16 protein-coding genes and 1 rRNA gene are annotated in these 18420 nt (G+C 42.7%); 4 read left to right on the top strand and 13 right to left on the bottom strand.

Annotated elements, in window-relative coordinates:
- Window positions 1-99: 99 nt before the first annotated feature.
- Window positions 100-214, top strand: a 5S ribosomal RNA gene (gene rrf, locus E0H80_RS12445).
- Between the two features lie 223 nt (window positions 215-437).
- Window positions 438-1595, top strand: coding sequence for a PQQ-dependent sugar dehydrogenase (locus E0H80_RS12440; RefSeq protein ID WP_131366281.1), 1158 nt, complete (start codon window positions 438-440; stop codon window positions 1593-1595).
- Window positions 1596-1670: 75 nt separating this feature from the next.
- Here E0H80_RS12440 and E0H80_RS12435 read toward each other — a convergent pair whose 3' ends face one another.
- The 6 genes from E0H80_RS12435 to ribF form a co-directional block, all read right to left on the bottom strand.
- Entirely contained in the window at window positions 1671-2711 is a 1041-nt protein-coding gene (locus E0H80_RS12435) for a TauD/TfdA dioxygenase family protein (RefSeq protein ID WP_131366279.1), read from the bottom strand.
- A gap of 457 nt (window positions 2712-3168) precedes the next feature.
- Window positions 3169-3711, bottom strand: coding sequence for an NADPH-dependent FMN reductase (locus tag E0H80_RS12430; RefSeq protein ID WP_131366277.1), 543 nt, complete (start codon window positions 3709-3711; stop codon window positions 3169-3171).
- Window positions 3712-3847: 136 nt separating this feature from the next.
- Window positions 3848-4330, bottom strand: a complete 483-nt coding sequence (locus E0H80_RS12425; protein ID WP_131366275.1) for an FKBP-type peptidyl-prolyl cis-trans isomerase — start codon at window positions 4328-4330, stop codon at window positions 3848-3850.
- On the bottom strand, window positions 4323-4865 hold the full coding sequence (gene lspA / locus E0H80_RS12420; RefSeq protein WP_131366273.1) for a signal peptidase II: 543 nt from the start codon (window positions 4863-4865) through the stop codon (window positions 4323-4325). The genes E0H80_RS12425 and lspA overlap by 8 nt, the downstream gene beginning before the upstream one ends.
- Entirely contained in the window at window positions 4858-7704 is a 2847-nt protein-coding gene (gene ileS / locus E0H80_RS12415; RefSeq protein ID WP_131366271.1) for an isoleucine--tRNA ligase, read from the bottom strand. The genes lspA and ileS overlap by 8 nt, the downstream gene beginning before the upstream one ends.
- A 64-nt stretch (window positions 7705-7768) precedes the next feature.
- Window positions 7769-8770: a riboflavin biosynthesis protein RibF gene (gene ribF / locus E0H80_RS12410; RefSeq protein ID WP_131366270.1), complete on the bottom strand. Its 1002-nt coding sequence runs from the start codon at window positions 8768-8770 to the stop codon at window positions 7769-7771.
- A gap of 208 nt (window positions 8771-8978) precedes the next feature.
- Between ribF and E0H80_RS12405 the strand changes: the two genes are divergently transcribed.
- Window positions 8979-10106: a TDT family transporter gene (locus E0H80_RS12405; protein ID WP_131366291.1), complete on the top strand. Its 1128-nt coding sequence runs from the start codon at window positions 8979-8981 to the stop codon at window positions 10104-10106.
- 136 nt (window positions 10107-10242) lie between these two features.
- Window positions 10243-10806 (top strand): 5'-nucleosidase, encoded by a 564-nt coding sequence (locus tag E0H80_RS12400; RefSeq protein ID WP_131366268.1) that lies wholly within the window; start codon window positions 10243-10245, stop codon window positions 10804-10806.
- Window positions 10807-10885: 79 nt separating this feature from the next.
- On the opposite strand, the gene E0H80_RS12395 is transcribed toward E0H80_RS12400, so the two are convergent.
- The 7 genes from E0H80_RS12395 to argA all read right to left on the bottom strand — a co-directional run bounded on the left by E0H80_RS12395 (window position 10886) and on the right by argA (window position 18344).
- On the bottom strand, window positions 10886-11500 hold the full coding sequence (locus E0H80_RS12395; RefSeq protein ID WP_067869062.1) for a TetR/AcrR family transcriptional regulator: 615 nt from the start codon (window positions 11498-11500) through the stop codon (window positions 10886-10888).
- A gap of 355 nt (window positions 11501-11855) precedes the next feature.
- Window positions 11856-12665 (bottom strand): ABC transporter ATP-binding protein, encoded by an 810-nt coding sequence (locus E0H80_RS12390; RefSeq protein ID WP_131366266.1) that lies wholly within the window; start codon window positions 12663-12665, stop codon window positions 11856-11858.
- 10 nt (window positions 12666-12675) lie between these two features.
- Complete coding sequence (ssuC, locus tag E0H80_RS12385; RefSeq protein WP_131366264.1) at window positions 12676-13491, bottom strand: aliphatic sulfonate ABC transporter permease SsuC; 816 nt, start codon at window positions 13489-13491, stop codon at window positions 12676-12678.
- The gene (gene ssuD, locus E0H80_RS12380) at window positions 13491-14666 is read right to left on the bottom strand and encodes an FMNH2-dependent alkanesulfonate monooxygenase (RefSeq protein WP_131366262.1); all 1176 of its coding nucleotides are present in this window, start codon (window positions 14664-14666) and stop codon (window positions 13491-13493) included. The genes ssuC and ssuD overlap by 1 nt, the downstream gene beginning before the upstream one ends.
- 16 nt (window positions 14667-14682) lie before the next feature.
- Window positions 14683-15615 carry a sulfonate ABC transporter substrate-binding protein gene (locus tag E0H80_RS12375; protein WP_228259997.1) on the bottom strand — a complete coding sequence of 311 codons (933 nt, stop codon included), beginning with the start codon at window positions 15613-15615 and terminating at the stop codon, window positions 14683-14685.
- A gap of 85 nt (window positions 15616-15700) precedes the next feature.
- Window positions 15701-16663 carry a sulfonate ABC transporter substrate-binding protein gene (locus tag E0H80_RS12370; RefSeq protein WP_131366258.1) on the bottom strand — a complete coding sequence of 321 codons (963 nt, stop codon included), beginning with the start codon at window positions 16661-16663 and terminating at the stop codon, window positions 15701-15703.
- A gap of 328 nt (window positions 16664-16991) precedes the next feature.
- Window positions 16992-18344, bottom strand: a complete 1353-nt coding sequence (gene argA / locus E0H80_RS12365) for an amino-acid N-acetyltransferase (protein ID WP_131366256.1) — start codon at window positions 18342-18344, stop codon at window positions 16992-16994.
- Between the last annotated feature and the right edge of the window lie 76 nt (window positions 18345-18420).

Here is an 18420-nt window from a genome sequence, read left to right as displayed (position 1 = left end):
ATTCAACTCAAAMWSYCCAATCTGTCAAGATTTGGAAAAAGCCTAGGCAAACACTGAAAAGTGCAGCTAAGACCGAGGCAAGTATCCATAAACAGTTGTGCTGGCGACAATAGCAAGAGTGAACCACCTGATCCCTTCCCGAACTCAGAAGTGAAACCTCTTTGCGCTGATGGTAGTGTGGGGTTACCCATGTGAGAGTAAGTCATCGCCAGCTCATTATTCCTGAAAACCCCCTTAATCTTAAGATTGAGGGGGTTTTTTTAGGTCGCCATTTTTATATGCTAAAAAAAGGCTGCAAATTCAAGGTGAAGAGCTGACATTAAGCCCCACAATCAGCCGTTCAAAACCCGTCATTTTAGTTAATTTTGATTTTTTATATACAGTGATTTGTCTTGTAATGCTAAATTGGTGGGATGTTCATTTAAGAAGAATAAAGTATGAATCAAATTCACACCGCTGCCATTTTATGTTTAAGTTTAACTTTTAATGGTTTAACTGCGTGTCATGCACAAAATGACGTTCCGCAGGAGCAACCAAAACAGCAATCTTTCTCAAAAATACAGCAAGGCTATGCTCTCAGTATAGTTGCGCAATTTAATGAGCCTTGGGCCATGACCTCTTTAAAGGATGGGCGCTTGCTGATTAGTGAGCGAAAAGGAGAATTACAATTATTTGACCCCCAAAATCAGCGAAAAGTAGAAGTTAAAGGCATGCCTAAAGTAGCTTATGGTGGACAAGGCGGCTTGGGCGATATTGCATTACATCCTCAATTTGTACAGAACCATCAGGTCTATATCAGCTATGCAGCAGCAGGACAGGGTGGTTATGGTGCTATGGTTGCACGGGGGGAGCTAGATTTATCCAATGCTCAACATCCCCAACTTAAAAATTTAAAAATCATTTGGCAGCAAGTGCCTAAAGTTCAAGGTCAGGGGCATTATGCACATCGGTTATTGTTTGGCCCCGATGGCAAGCTCTGGATCAGTTCAGGAGAACGTCAGAAGTTTGATCCTGCTCAAGATATGCAATCGAATTTAGGTAAAATTCTACGTTTAAATGATGATGGTACACCTGCGTCAGGTAATCCATTTATGAACCGAGGCGAGATTGCCAAACAAGTCTGGACTTTGGGTCATCGTAATCCTCTAGGGATTGCATTTGACCACAAAGGTCAGTTGTGGGTGGCTGAAATGGGGCCTAAAGGTGGCGATGAGCTCAATCTCATCATAAAAGGTGAAAATTACGGCTATCCGATTGTTTCCAATGGAAATCATTATGATGGTAAAGATATCCCTGACCACAATACCCGACCTGAATTTAAGGCCCCGGAAATCAGCTGGACTCCGGTAATTTCTCCATCTAGCCTGATATTTTATCAAGGCAATCAATTTCCTGCATGGAAAAATAAGGCGCTAATTGGTGGCTTGTCATCCAAAGCGATTATGGTGGTTGATACCGAAATCAAACCCGTGAAGGAAGTGCAGCGCTTAAATATGAAACAACGTATCCGTGGCTTGCTGGAATTTGAGGACGGTTCAATTTGGGTGCTTGAAGATGGTAAAAATGCCAGATTAATCAAAATGACTGCAAAGTAATTTCATCCTTTAATTTAAAAGCCCTTATTGAAATGTCGGGCTTTTAAAGGTATCTGCATAAATTATCTGATTGAATTAAGCGGCATAGTGATCATCAGCATTAAATACATTGGCCTGAATTTGAATAAGTTTACGATTGCCCTGTTCGCCATTCATGCGCCAATGGGCGATTTTAATATTATCGACAATGGCAACATCACCTTTCTGCCATTGTAGCAACAGGGCATCACGATACATCGCATCAAAAAAAGCCTGTTTCTCTTGATCCGTCCATTCAATTTTATCACCCTGCTGATTGAAAATTTCCCAAGTCAGCTGCATCCCATCAGCAGTGGAATCAATTTCAATATCACCACGATTTTCAAAACAATTTTGTGCAGCTTGATAGGCGAATGGATTGGTATTATTGGCAAAAGCCCAAGGTTGTAGCGCAAGCTTTTGGGTAACAGGATGCTTAATCACCAGAGGTGCCCGTTGCAAGGTTAGTTTGGCTTTTTGGTCAGGCAGTATACTTACGCTAAAAGGACTCTTTTTCAGTAAAATCCGATCCATGAAATTAATTTTACGTGATGAGACATACGAAAAATGATTCCAAGTCCCCTGATATTTTTGCTTAACCGATTTAGGAAAATTTTCCCAAATTTTCTCCATATTATTAAAGCCGGTTTCAGCCAAATAAGTTGAGGGTTCCTGACAAAATAAAGCGATATAGCGTGAGCGTTCAGAACGAACACCACCTTCTACATGCGGACCTTGTACCGAGTTCTCCACGGGCCCCAATTGCACGGTGTTACGGTCAATATAGCGCCGATAATCGCCCGCACCTAAAATACTTTCACTGTATTTACGCATCCATGATGCAACCCAACCGGGCATATTGGGATTAAAGGAATTCCACGGCTGTAACTTGAACTTTTGTTCAATCAGTTGATGAAACTCATCGGTTTGCTGGATGTTAAACCCCCGAAAAATCAAGATGCCATGCTGGTGAATTTGTTGCATCAGCTGTTCAAGATTGTTCTCAATATATTGCGCTAAATTATGACAGGCATTGTGGTCGGGGTGAGCCATGAATACTTTGGCGTAATCATTCAGGAAATGATGTTCTAATTGCATAGTTTCTCTCTCAAGTATTTTTATTGTTTTGCTTATGATGTGCAGAATAATCTTTAACTTCATTCTAATCACTCATAAAAATATTATGAATGATTATTTTTGCTGAATGGGATTATAAAGTTTGATATTTCAGCATGATGTAAGTTTTGGTCGTTTAATTAAGCTTTTCGACCAGTGGGTAGCTCACTTTAAAGCACCAGACCCATGGCTATAAGAATAAAATAAGTTTTAAAAAAAGCCCCGACATCCTGTCGAGGCTTTTTTAGATTCATTTTAAAGGTATAACTCCTGTCCTACCCATCAGCATCATGCTAGTTATTGCCTATCATTATTGTTTTATGCTTTAGAGACTTCCTGTCTCTGTATGAGTTAAATATAGAGCTTAAATTAATATGTGAAAAGTAGAGATATTTGACAACTGTTGTAAGCTAAAACCTACACCAGTGATAAAGAAATATCAGGCACTCACATATTGAATCAGTTTATCCAAAACAGATCTGAGATTTTTGTTATCAAATTCATTCGGTTCAAACTGTTCAGTTTTATTGCGCGAAAAAATGTCCCGAATTTCAATCACTGCATTGCTATCAACTAAGCCAAGCTGGGTGCCAACTTGACGAATTTGATCAATCGAGCGTGAGCCATTGGTTGCTCCATAACCAATATAGGCTGCCGGTTTACCTTGCCATTCTTTGCCTAGGTAATCCAAAGCATTTTTAAGTGCCGGACTATAACCATGGTTATATTCAGGGCTAATCAAAATAACCGCATCACCTGAAGCAATTTTGTCTGCCCATTGTTGTTGTTTGGGCTGATCATAAATACCGGTTAGAGGAGGGTGGCTACCTGCAAAAATAGGCAGGTTCCATTCTTTTAAATCGATTAGTTCAACCTGAACGGTACTGTAATTAGCTCTCTCGATGCTTCGTTGTACCCAGTGCGCGACTTTAATTGCAATACGACCTTCACGAACACTACCGACAATAATTTGAATGTTCATCTTGAACCTGTGTTTTTTTATAAAGTTAGGATCTAAATTAATATGAATGTGAGCGGCGGAATATGAGGAATTTGTATCTCCAGAACTTAAAAAAGCCCCCGAAGGAGCTTTTAAAAATCATCAGTTAGATGATCTTTTACATCAGCTTAATACCTTGCTGACCGGCAGGCGTCACTTTAAAGATTTCCACTTCAAAGGTAATGTCCTTGCCTGCAAGCGGGTGATTGAAATCAATTTCAGTAATATCGTCACCGACTGATTTCACCACACCGAATAGGCTCTGTTTGGCTTTATCTTCAAATTCAATCATATGACCGACAATCGGTGTTTGCTCGAATTTAACCGTATCAAATTTTTGTACGTTTTCAGCGTTCCAGGGACCGAAAGCATCTTCAGGAGGAAGACTCACGGTACGACGATCACCGGCACGTAAACCAAACAGGGCTTTCTCAAAACCTGGTAGCAAGCTGCCATCGCCCATCACCAGACTGACCGGTTCTTCACGGCTACGGGTGTTATCAATTTCTACACCATTTTCAATGGCGACCGAAAAATGCAGCTCTACTTTCGAGCCTTCATTAATACGGGTTTCTTCATTTGGATTAATAATTTCAGTCATTGTGTTGCGCTTCCGCACGTTGAATACGTTGCTTTTCTAGGAAAAAAGTATCGATCAGCAGCAAAATAGTACCTAGGGTAATGGCACTGTCTGCAATATTAAAAGCAGGGAAGTGGCTGTTGTTGTAGTAAACGTGAATGAAATCGACCACATAACCTAAAGAAACGCGGTCAATCAAGTTACCAATTGCACCACCCAGAATCAGGGCAATCGCTATAGGTAAAATCACCATTTTTTTCGGCATACGCATCAGCCAAAATACAAAAATTACAGACACCAAACCTGCCAGTGAAGTAAAGAAATAACGTTGCCATCCACCGGCATCGGACAGGAAACTAAAGGCTGCGCCATAGTTATGCAGCAATGTCCAGTTTAAAAAGGGCATTACCGGCACAGGATCTGCATAATTCAGATGTGTCGTTGCAATCCATTTGGTCCACTGGTCGAGAATAATCGCGACAATGGATAAACCTAGCCACACCAGATTGTGTGGGTAGAATTGGAATAAGCCCTTTTTAGCTTGCGGATTAGGCATATTTTCTCTCTTCGCCTTGACCTGTAGGAAGGTTAATAATACAACGAGAACAAAGACCTGGATGTTCGTGATGTGTATTCACATCTGGCAGTACATGCCAGCAACGGGCACATTTTTCGCCCTCTGCCGCCGATACTTTCACGCGTAAGCCTTCAAGATCTGTGGCTTCACCCTGTGCTTGATCAAATGCATTTACAATGACAGTCGATGTGATTAACACAAAACGAAGTTCATCATCTAACTGATCCAGCACGGCTTTCAATTCAGCATTTGCCCAAAGTTCAACTTTGGCAGACAAGTTTGAACCAATCAGTTTGGCATTACGTGCAGCTTCGATTTGCTTGTTCACCGCAGATTTAACCGCAATCATGGTTTGCCAGTCGGCTTCTGAAACCAAGTTCGCTTTCGAGGCAACCGGAATGTCATACCATTCAGTGGTAAACACGTATTTCTCGGTTTGACCTGGAATTAAAGGCCAAGCTTCTTGCGCGGTAAAGGTCAAGATTGGGGCCATCCAGCGCACAAAAGCTTGTACCAAATGATACAGCGCAGTTTGTGCAGAATGACGTGCTTGCGAGTCCGCTTTGGTGGTGTACTGACGGTCTTTGATAATGTCGAGGTAGAAACCACCCAGGTCATTAATACAGAAGTTGGTCAACGAACTTGCCACAATATGGAAGTTCATATCTTCATAAGCTTGCTGAATGGTTTTTTGTACGTCCGCTGCACGTTGCAGGATGTATTGATCAATTGCAATCAACTGATCGACTGGCAATGCATCTGTAGCTGGCTGGAAACCATTCAGGTTTGCCAACAAGAAACGCAATGTATTACGGATACGACGGTAACCATCAGAAGCACGACTAAAGATCTCTTTACCTGCAGTCATTTCATAACGGTAATCTGCAGATGCGATCCAGAAACGTAAACCGTCTGCACCCATATCTTTAATGATGTCTTGCGGTGTAATTACGTTACCAATGGATTTCGACATCTTACGGCCTTTTTCATCGACCACGAAACCGTGAGTCAACAAGCCTTTGTAAGGTGCGCGGTTATTAATTGCGATAGAGGTGAGCAATGATGACTGGAACCAACCACGGTGCTGATCTGAACCTTCCAGATATAAATCAGCAGGATCAGTCAATTCTTCACGTTCACGCAGTACCGCATAATGGGTTGTACCCGAGTCAAACCAGACATCTAGCGTATCGCGTACTGCATTGTACTGTTCAGCATCAGCCCCAATGAAGTCTTTCGCTTCACGGTTATACCATCCATCAATCCCTTCCTGTTCAATCAGTTTTGCCACTTCTTCGATCAGTTCAGGGGTACGGGGATGCAATTCGTTGGTGTCTTTATGCACGAAGAATGGGATGGGTACACCCCAAGTCCGTTGACGCGAGATACACCAGTCCGGACGGCCTTCAATCATCGACTGAATACGGTTTTTACCCCAATCCGGGACAAAACTGATGTCGTTTTCAATCGCGTTTAAAGCGCCCTGGCGTAAACCTTTTTCGTCCATGCTGATGAACCACTGCGGGGTCGCGCGGAAGATAATCGGAGTTTTATGACGCCAGCAATGTGGATAGCTATGTTTAATCACCACATGTGCCCAAAGCTTGTTGGCTTCACTTAATGCAGCAATAATTTTTGGATTGGCTTTGTAGATGTGCTCGCCTGCAAAAACAGGTGCAGTCGGTAAATACACACCGTTACCACCGACCGGATTATCGACTTTCAAGTTATACAGTAGGCCAACTTTATAATCGTCTACACCATGGCCTGGTGCAGTATGTACCGCACCTGTACCGCTGGTTGCGATTACGTGTTCGCCTAAAATCACAGGAACCTGACGTTCAGTAATTAAAGGATGTTGTAATTGTAAATTCTCAAGTTTGCTGCCGGCAAAATCAGCAATCACTTCAACGGTGGTAAAGCCATAGCGTTCAGTGGCAGATTCAACTAAGTCTTTAGCCAAGATAAAGTTTTGCGCTGCTTTTTCATCACCACGTGCTTTAACAAGTTGATATTCAATATCCGCATGCAGGGCAACGGCCTGGTTTGCTGGAATGGTCCAAGGCGTCGTGGTCCAGATCACAATGTCAGTTGAGTCTTTAACTTCTACACCCAAACGAGCCGATAAATCTGCTAAATCAACAACCGTGAAGCCAACATCGATGGCATCCGATTTTTTGTCTTCGTATTCAACTTCAGCTTCAGCCAAAGATGAACCACAGTCCAAACACCAGTTCACAGGTTTAAGACCCGGTTCGATATGACCTTGTTTTTGGATTTCACCCAGCGAACGCACGATATTGGCTTCTTGTGCAAAATTCATGGTCAGGTAAGGATTGTCCCAATCACCAAACACACCCATACGTATAAAGTCTTTTTTCTGTAATTCGACTTGAGTGTAGGCATATTCGCGGCAATGTTTACGGAAGGTTGCAGCATCGACTTTAACGCCGACTTTACCGACTTTTTCTTCAACTTTCAGTTCAATCGGTAAACCGTGACAGTCCCAACCCGGAACATACGGTGCATCAAAGCCATCCATAATGCGGCTTTTGATAATGATATCTTTCAGTACTTTGTTTACCGCATGACCCAAGTGGATTTGACCATTTGCGTATGGAGGGCCATCGTGAAGTACATATTTTTTCTTGCCAATACGCGATGCCCGAATCTGCTGATAAATATTGTCGGCATACCACTCTTCTAACCATTTTGCTTCACGTACTGCGAGATTTGCTTTCATTGCAAATTCAGTACCTGGGAGGTTTAGCGTGGCTTTGTAATCCACTGCATTTTCAGGAGTTTGCTTATCGCTCATGCAAGTTGTCTTCCAATTTAATCAGTCTTAGGCTGACGCGTTTTACAGTAAAAAAATATGGGATTTAAAAAGGGAAATTGGGAGTGTTTTGTCGAAACTCAAGCAGTTTCTCAACATCATCATCAATTCCCGCTTTCAATGCTTCAAGCGAAGGGTAGTCCTTTTCACCATGTAAATAGTTCAAGAATGTCACCCGCATTAACAGGCCATACAGATTAGCAGAAACATCAGGAAAATGTACTTCTAATCGCCATTCTGGATGTTCCTGTTTGATGGCTGGTCGAGTCCCCACATGGCCTGCACCAAACAGGGCGGTTGATTTATAGCCTGCAATCCCCAATTTTTCAGGATTGTCGGCTTTCACTTTATCTTTTAAAGATCCGCTTTCACACACGACTTCAACGCCGTAAATCCCGTTTAAACACGGTTTATGCCGGTTAAGACGGACGTTAATGGTGGGGAAATTAATGGTACGTCCAATTTGATCACCATATTGTACCCGGCCAGTAATGCTATATGGACGTCCTAATAGTTGTGCAGCCAGCGCTAAATCGCCTGCTTGTAAGGTATGACGAATCCGGGTCGAGCTGACGCGGTGTCCATCCAATGCAATGGTGTGTAAGTTGGTGACCTGAAAACCGTAGCCGCGCAAAAATTCACTATTGCCTTGACGGTTTTTACCAAAATGGAAATCGTCGCCCAGAACCAGATGTTCTGCATTAAGTTTGTGTTTCAGAATATCGGCAAAGCTTTCAGCACTTAGACTGCGGAAATAGTTATCAAATTTTGCAATCGCGATATAGTCGACACCCAGTTCGGATAAGTATTCGACTTTTTCACGCAAAGATGAAATACGTGGCGGAGCCTCATAACCTTTAAAAAATTCAAGCGGTTGTGGCTCAAAGATCATCACCAATGTTTTTAAATTTTGTGCTGCGGCAAGTTGTTTTAATTGTGCAATCATGGCCTGATGACCCAAATGTACACCGTCAAAATTACCAATCGTAACGGCAGTTTTTGGCAATTGAAAATTTGGTGCTAAAGCATTCAGGCGGAGCAGCTTCATGGACGAATCAATAAATGAAAAATTATCAGAGCTATATATTGCCATAATCTTGAGCATTCGTCTTGTTGTTGTGTTTTTACTCAAGTTATTTTCAGCTCAGAATAAATATTAATCAATTAAATTGATATTAAAAATAGGTATTAATCAATTTTCCTTATTATTAAATACTCTTACAATGATTTTATCGCAACTCGAAGAGCATCCGGTCATGTTTAAACCGTTCCAACAACTGACACAAATGCAGGATATGATCCGTCATTTTACCCCAAACTGGTTTACCGTGACCATGGGGACAGGTGTGGTCGCACTTATTCTGGCCGAGTTACCTGTTGCTGAATCGTTGATGTGGTCGTTGGGCGCAATCCTTTGGCAAATCAATATTCTGTTGTTTCTGTTATTTAGCACATTATATGGCCTACGCTGGATGCTATTTCCCATCGAAGCCAAGCAAATTTTCAAACATCCCATGATGGGTTTATTTTTAGGTGCCATCCCGATGGGCTTGGCGACTATTTTAAATGGTTTTTTAAAATTTGGCATCACGCTTTATGGCGATGTCGCGCTGCATATTGTGCAAAGCCTTTGGTATGTTGATGTTGCTTTGGCTGTGATCATTGCATGGGTTGTCCCCTTTGCGATGTACAGCCAACAAAAACATGAGCTTAAAACCATGTCTGCGGTCTGGTTACTTCCCATCGTGGCTTGTGAAGTTGCTGCAAGTTCAGGCGGTCTGCTGCTTGCACATATCGATGCCGGTCAAAATGCCGTGGCTATTCTTTTAGGAAGCTACCTACTTTGGGGTATATCCGTATTACCAGCTTTTGCAATTTTAACCATTCTGATGTTGCGACTAGCCTTGCACCAGTTACCTGCAAAAGAGTTGGCGATTAGCAGTTGGTTGGCTTTAGGCCCAATTGGAACAGGCGCGTTGGCTTTGTTGCTGCTCGGTGCTCAAGCGCCACAGGTATTGAGTAGTATTGGGATGCAAGCATTGGGGGATATATTCCATTATGCAGGTATTTTCGGCAGTTTGATTCTGATTGGTTTCGGGGTGTGGTGGCTTGGTATTGCCTTACTGACCACTTTAAAACATCGTAAGGATTTACCGTTTAATTTAGGTTGGTGGGGGCTGACTTTCCCGCTGGGTGTATTTACTTTAGCCATTTTAAACTTGGGTCAGCAATTAGCCTTGCCGGTTATTTGTCATGTTGCTTATGGTTTGGCAAGCATTTTGATTCTGCTTTGGGTAGTGGTTGCAAGTAAAACCACTCAAGGTTTTTACCACGGGAATTTGTTTTTCTCTCCGTGTTTAAAAGCCTATGTGGAGAAGAGTTAGAACAACTTTCTCTCCTTTTAGCAAAGGGTGGGAGAGAGGTCAAAAGATAGATTTCGACTGTTGTCATTTTTCCATTTGCCCCTCAATCTATTTTCATCTCTAATAGTGTCTATTTAGTTTTAATGAGCAAAAGTAAATGTCTGACTTGGCTTTAATCATGGCACTTCCCAATGAATCAAAAGGTTTGTTTGAACAAGCGGGGATTCAAGTGCATTACAGTGGCATTGGTAAAGTAAATGCCGCCTTTAAAGCCTTTGAAGTGATTCAGAAAACTGGTTGTAAAACCTTACTTAACTTGGGCTCAGCAGGAAGTTCTCAATTTGATGCCCATGCATTGGTTGAAGTGACGACTTTTGTGCAACGCGATATGGATGTATCGCCACTGGGTTTTGCAGTCGGCGTTACACCTATGGATGATGATCACCCAGCAGAAATTCATTTAGAGTGTTATTTTCAGCACCTGGAAAAAGGCATCTGTGGAACAGGCGACAGCTTTGAAACAGGTACGCCCAAAGTGTCATGCAATCTGGTAGATATGGAAGGCTATGCACTGGCGAAAGTCTGCAAGAAGCTGGGTGTGCGATTAATTTCAGTGAAATATATTAGCGATGGTGCCAATGACACCGCGCATCTGGATTGGGAAGAAAATTTATTATTGGGCGCGCAAAAGTTATTAGGATTATACCAAATGGTCAAATAAGTAGAGTGGGTTTGGAAATTCGGCGACCATAGTGGTCTATGGTCGTATGCCAAAATTATCGTAGACGATAATTCAAGAATTATGGACGAGGAATCACGCCATATAAAATCATATGGACAGTATGTTGGATGATCCGCTGCTGCATACTACGGTTACGCAAGGTCTTGCCTGTGACCATTTCCATTTGAGTCGCAAAATCTGCATAGTTTTGGGTCACCGCCCAAATATTCAGAATTAAAAGCTCAGGATCAATGTCCTTGGAAATTTTACCTTGCTCTTGCCACATGGTAATGACTTTGGCTTTACGCTTCACCAGTTTCTTTAACGGACCTTTTAAAATTGGCAAGATATGCGGTGCACCTTGAATCACTTCCAAAGCAAACAGTCGCGATGCTTTCGGCTGGGTACGAGAGACCTCAATTTTTTGCAATAAATAATTGGTGATCGCTTCTTCAGGCTCAAGGTCTGTTTCTACCATTTGTAGGGGAGCGAGCCACTTTTGCAATACCGTGGTGAGGACTTCAACGTACAAGGCCTCCTTATTTTCATAATAATAGAAAATATTGGATTTGTGCATTTCAGCAATCTGAGCAATCTCGTCTAAGCTTGCCCCATTAAAACCGTAAAGGGAAAATACATCCAGTGCTGCATTCAGCAGTTGATGACGTTTCTGTGTACTCTTTTTTTGTTCCATTGGCCATTTAAAAAACAATTAAAAGTGGAACCTTAAATTGTACGACAAATCATCAGATTTGTGCACAGGCAAAAGTTTTAATTTTATGAATATTGACGATTTATTTTTTAGAGCAGCTATCAAATTGCCAAGTTTTCGACCCAGGTAAAAAGATGCGGTAAAAGAGTGCAGAAAATAGCTCAATAGAGATTGTTAAATAATTCAATAAGATTGAATTTTTCAATGATTCAGTTAAAGACTTAACTCATAAATGAATGATTAAAATAATTAAAGAATAAAATAAGGTTTACACCACATTATTTTGAAATGAGCCCAGAGCTAATCATCATGAGGTGCTCATTTCAAATGTAAAATATCAGGTTGCTAATACAGCATTGAGAACTTGTTGCTCTAACTCGTTAAACAGGTAATCTTTTTTACGTGGTCGTGGTAAATCTACTTTAAACTGTTTAGCAATATGTCCTTTATCGAGCAAAATAATTCGATCAGCCAGTTGTACTGCTTCGCTGACATCATGGGTCACTAAAATGGCAGTAAAGCCTTGCTCGCGCCAGAGTTTCTCAATCAGGCTCTGCATGTCTAAACGGGTTAAAGCATCCAGTGCCCCCAGTGGTTCATCTAAGAGCAAAATGCGAGGCTTATGTGACAATGCACGTGCAAGTGCGGTACGCTGACGCTGTCCTCCCGAAAGTTGTGAAGGCCACAATCCCGCTTTTTCTTTCAGTCCGACTTTTTCTAACAGGGCAGAGGCATTGTCTTGATGGGCTTTGGCTAAACCCAACTGGACATTTTGTTCAATGCTACGCCATGGCAAAAGTCGCGGGTCCTGGAACATGACACGAATGTCATCACTGCTAATGCCTTCGCGAATATGTCGTGCCGATTTAAACTTGATTTCCCCATAGCTGGGTTGTTCTAAATCCGCTATTAAACGAAGCAGGGTACTTTTGCCACATCCGCTACGCCCCACAATGGCAAGAAATTCACCGGGTTTAATATGCAGGTCTAAATCTTCTAGAACCGTGACATCACCATAGAATTTATGCAGTTGCTCAATCAGAATTTCTGCACCGACCACAGCGGTTGGATGGATATCTGTAGTTGCAGGCTGTACTGGTACGGTCTTATCTTCTGCTACATGTCGCCCTATACTTAAATCAGTCATGAGGTATTCCTTATTTTTGATATCCCGCATGCCAGCGCAGTAAGTATTGTTCTAAGCCTACTGCCAGTACATCGGCCAATTTTCCAAGCAGGGCGTAGAGCAAAATCCCAACCAACACTACATCGGTTTGTAAGAATTCACGTGCATTCATGGTCATGTAGCCAATACCTGCTTGTGCAGAAATGGTTTCTGCCACAATCAGCAGTACCCAAACCAGCCCCAATGCAAAGCGCAAACCGACAAGAATGGAAGGCATTGCACCCGGTAAAATAATTTCTCTGTATAACTGCCAGCGGGTTAGGCCATAGCTTTTACCCATCTCGATCAGTTGCGGGTCAACCGAGCGAATGCCATGATAGGTGTTGATATAAATCGGGAAGAACACACCGACAGCGACTAAAAAAAGCTTGGCTGACTCATCAATTCCGAACCATAGAATCACCAAAGGAATTAAAGCCAAAGCTGGAATATTACGGATCATTTGCAAGGTGGTATCGAGCAGGGTCGATGCCAGTTTAGAAGAACCATTCAGTAGACCAAGCAGTAATCCTAAACCGCCGCCCACCAATAAACCGAGCAGGGCACGTCCGGCACTTACTTTCACGTGTTGCCAAAGTTCACCCGAGATGGACAGATGCCAGAATGCAGTTATGACCGCCGTCGGTGCAGGCAAAATACGGCTTTCCAAAAGTCCGGTACCAGATGCAATTTGCCAAATCAGGATCAGGGCAATGGGAACCAGCCAAGGCAGCAAGTGCTGCCCAAATTGTGTTCCACGTGAAACCTTGGTTTTAGCCAGGGCTTCGGCAGAAATGCTTTTACTCATTAAGCCGGCTCCTGAGTTTTCACTTCTTGTTTCGCCTCATCTGGTACATAGTTATTTGCCACGATTTCACCAAAAGGGCCGGTCAGGTTCGGCTGAGCCAATTTTTGACGGGTTTCTAATGGCAGTAATGGGAACACCAGTTCAGCAAAACGAATGGATTCTTCCAGATGTGGATAGCCCGAGAAAATAAAGGTATCAATACCCAAATCTGCATATTCCTGAATACGTGCAGCTACAGTTTCAGCATCGCCTACCAGTGCTGTACCTGCACCGCCACGAACCAGACCTACACCGGCCCAAAGATTCGGAGACACCTCAAGTTTGCTGCGGTCACCGTTATGCAGTTCTGCCATGCGACGTTGACCCACTGAATCCATTTGTTTAAATTTTTGTTGTGCAGCAGCAATGGTTGCATCATCCACATATTGAATCAGTTCTTCCGCAGCAGCCCATGCCTGTTCATTGGTTTCACGGACAATCACGTGTAAACGGATACCGTAATTTAGGCTACGACCTTTAGCTGCAGCTTTGGCTTTGACATTTTCAATTTTTTCTTTTACTGCTGCAGGTGGCTCACCCCAAGTTAGATAAGTATCGACTTGGTCAGTGGCCAAATCGACTGCGGCATCTGAAGAACCGCCGAACCAAAGGGGTGGATATGGTTTTTGCACCGGTGGATAAAGCAATTTGGCATCTTCCACTTGTAAACGTTCACCATTGAAACTAAAGCTTTCACCGCTATGTGAACGTTTTAAAATTTCACGCCAGATGGTGGTGTATTCAGCGGCAGTTTTATAGCGCGTCGCATGATCTTCATAAACGCCGTCACCTTTTAGCTCCTGTTCATCACCACCGGTGACCAGATTAAGCAGAACACGACCATTGGATAAACGGTCAAAAGTTGCAGCCATACGTGCAGCCAGTGCCGGGGTTGTTACTCCCGGACGTAGCGCCACCAGAAATTTTAAATTTTTGGTGGCATCAATCAGGCTGGCAGCGGTAATCCATGGATCTTCACATGAGCGACCGGTTGGAATAAGTACGCCTTCATAACCCAGATTATCTACCGCTACGGCAATCTGTTTCATATAAGCATGGTCGACCTGACGTGCGCCTTTGCTTGTACCTAAATAACGACTGTCACCGTGTGTTGGGATAAACCAGAAAATTTTCATTGCTTTGATCCTTAGATTATTTGCCTGCCCAAACGGCTTGCTGAATATTGATTTGATTGGGAATGATTTTGAGTTCACTAAAGCGGTTTGCCAGTTGCTGCTGTTCCGAAATCACTTTTTTAGTCAAAGGTGCTGCAACAGAGGGACTCGGACGGCGCTGAACAAAAGTGCGGCTCACGTTAGGCTTTAAGCCGGTGTTTTTTGCAATTAAGTTTGCAGTCGCCTGCTGATTCTTTTGCACCCATGCATCGGCTAAATTAATCTGTTGAATTACCCCTTTAATTGCTTGGGGATGCTGTTTTACAAATTCAGGTGCCGCTAGATAAAAGGTATAATTTGGACTGAGGCCTTTACCTGCGGCAAGGACTTTGGCTTGATCTTCAAGTTGAGTCGATGCGTAATATGGATCCCAGATGGCCCAGGCATCCACAGCACCTTTCTGGAAAGCTGCGCGTGCATCGGCAGGGCTTAACCAGATGGGCTGAATATCTGTCCATTTCAAGCCTGCTTTGCGTACGGCCTGAACCAATAAATAATGAGCACTTGAGCCTTTTTGCAATGCAATACGTTTGCCCTTTAAATCACTCAGTTTTTTTAAGCTCGAGTTTTTAGGCACTAAAATTGCGGATGCCAAAGGTTTAGCTGCCTCATACGCAATGTAATACAAAGGCTTATTGGCGGCTTGTGCATATACCGGTGGCGTATCGCCAGTGACGCCAATATCTACCGAACCTACAGCAAGCGCTTCTAAAATTTGCGGACCGGCTGGAAATTCATTCCATGTTATTTTTGCGTTTGGAAACTCTTTCTCATAGAGCTTTTGCTCTTTGGCTACAGCAAAGTTAATGGAACTTTTTTGGTAACCAATCCGCAGTTCTTTAACCGAAGGATCGATTGCCCAAGCTGTACTTGAACCCAACATCGCACAAGCAATCAACATCGCATTCATGCCATGGCTAGACGTTTTAAACCAGGTAATTGCTTTATGATTTCGCTGATGTTGAGTCATTATCTAATCCTCTATGGTGATTTCTTTACTTGGCTAAAATTGCAGATTGAATATTGATTTTGTTTGGAATGAGTTTCTGGTTATAAAAAGCATCGGCAACATATTGCTGCTCTTGCACCACTTCATTAGAAATCGGTTGTACACCAAAGCCCATGCGCGAAATGGAAGATTTAAGAATGCCGCTAGACAGTCCTGTCGGTTTTTCCAGGAGTTTGACGGCTTCATCTTGATGTTGTGATACCCATTGGGTCGTGGTGTTTAATTCATTGATGACAGCTTTCAGCACATTCGGATGTTGCTCGGCAAATTTACGGTCAGCCAAATAGAACTGATGATTACTGACCAAGTTTTCACCTGTTGCAATGACACGTGCACCAATTTGCTGTTCAGCAGCTGCAAAGAACGGATCCCAAATGACCCAGGCATCGACTGCACCTTTTTCAAAAGCGGCACGTGCATCCGAAGGCGGTAAATACACCACTTGAATGTCATCCAGTTTCAGGTTGTTGGCTTCAAGTAATTTGAGTAACAGGTAATGCACATTGGAGCCTTTGTTCAAGACAACACGTTTACCTTTTAAATCCTGGATGTTTTGAATGGCTGAGTCTTTTTGCACAATTAAGGCTTCAGCTTTAGGTGCTTTGGGCTGGTTTGCGATATAAACCAAATTCGAATTGGCTGCTTGAGCAAAAATAGGAGGCGCTTCACCGGCTTCACCTAAGGAGACACTGCCGACATTTAAACCTTCAAGCAGTTGTGGACCGGCAGGGAATTCCACCCATTTCACATTGACGCCTTGTTGTTTTAATGCTGTTTCTAAAATGCCGCGTTCTTTAATAATCGGCAACAAGCCATATTTTTGAAAACCGATATTTAAAGTCACCTTTTCAGCTTCTTTTTTCGCACAACCTGACATCATCATTGCGCCAGCAACTACTGAAGAAAGGACCAGCGATTTCGCCCAGAATTTTGCTTGAATGGCGCTCATGAATGTGTGCTCCGCAATAATGAAGTGTTGAATATTGAACAGATACGCTAAAGCCTTTTCTTTTTCGAAAATAATAAAAAAATAGGAATTCTTAATGAGGAAAAAAGATAAATAAAAAAAAGAAAAACTTATGTGAGAAAGTGATTTATATAAAACATAAAATATGCTGTTTTAATATTTTAAATTATTGATATTTATTAAATTTAATTCTAAATATTACACTGTTATAAGGTTATGCAAAAACTGCATAAATCAAATTTTTCAGATTCACTAAAAAGATGAATAAAGATATAAAAAATAAAGCTATAGCCAGAATAAAAAAGCCACTTTAAAGTGACTTTTTGAATACCATGGAATTACGTTGGTAGTTATATAGCGCCTGCCGTGCATTGGGCAGATCATCGACACTGGCTGGCTCAAAACCGTGCTCGACAAACCAGTGTGCAGTACGTGTGGTCAATACAAACAGTTGCTGAATGCCCATCTTTTTGGCTTTATCTTCCAGATAATACAAAATCTGGCTGCCACGATTGGACTTGCGATAGGTGGGGTCGACCGCGACACAGGCAATCTCGGCCGACTTGATTTCGTGGGCGGAAGCCGGAATCGGATATAGCGCAGCACAGGCTAAAATCATGCCATCACGTTCAATCACAGAAAACTGCTCAATTTCACTTTCTAAGCGTTCCCGTGAGCGATACACCAAAATGCCCTCGGCCTCCAGTGGGCGAAGTAGATTCATCAAGCCCCCGACATCCTGAATATTTGCAGTACGCACTTCTTCATAATGTGAATTGGTCATCATGGTGCCTGTACCATCGCGGGTGAACAGTTCTTCCAGCAATGCGCCATCGTAGGTATAAGAAATTAGATGGACACGACGTACACCTTGCAGTGAGGCATTTTTTGCACCGCGTAACTGCAACGCAATATCCGGATTGGAGTCTTGATACTGCAAAATATGCTGATCAAGTTGATGCGGCGGAATTTCACGCTGCAATTGCCCGAATTCATTGACCAGACCTTGTTGTTTGCCCAAGAAAATCAGCTTGTCGGCTTTAAGCAGAATAGCGGTATTGGTGGCGACTTCTTCCGCGACCAGATTAAACACTTCACCTGTGTTGGAATAACCGGTGGGGCCAAGCAGTACAATATTATGATTTTTAAGATGGCGTTGAATGGCTTCGGTATCCACGGTACGCAGTTCACCGGTCAGCTGGAAGTCAATGCCATCACGAATGCCATAGGGTTTTGCGGTGACAAAATTACCTGAAATGACATCAATACGTGCGCCGTACATCGGTGAGTTGGCCAGACCCATGGAAAGCAGCGCTTCAATTTGCAGGCGAATCGAACCCACTGCATTCATCACGCAGCTTAAAGATTCGCGCGTGGTAATCCGGCGATGATTATGAAACGGGGTTTGAATGCCGCTGGCTTTTAAGTTCTGATTGATTTGCGAACGCGCGCCATGCACCAGAATCAGACGAATGCCTAAAGAATGCAGTAGGGCAAGGTCATGAATAATATGTTGGAAATTTTCATGTTGTACCGCTTCACCATCAAACATGATGACAAAGGTTTTATTACGGTGGGCATTGATATAAGGCGCAGAATGTCGAAACCAATGCACATATTGCAAAGTTGTGCTTTGTGATGTTTCCGATGAATTCTCGTGCATACTTATCTCAAAATTAAAAAATTTCCTGCTTTGATTCTAATGAAAAAATAACGGGGGGGAAGCTAAAAATTAAAAA

It is taken from the genome of Acinetobacter sp. ANC 4779 (genome assembly GCF_004331055.1).
Classification (GTDB): domain Bacteria; phylum Pseudomonadota; class Gammaproteobacteria; order Pseudomonadales; family Moraxellaceae; genus Acinetobacter.
The sequence above is the reverse complement of the archived record's forward strand: the minus strand, read 5'-3'. Positions and strand labels throughout refer to the sequence as shown.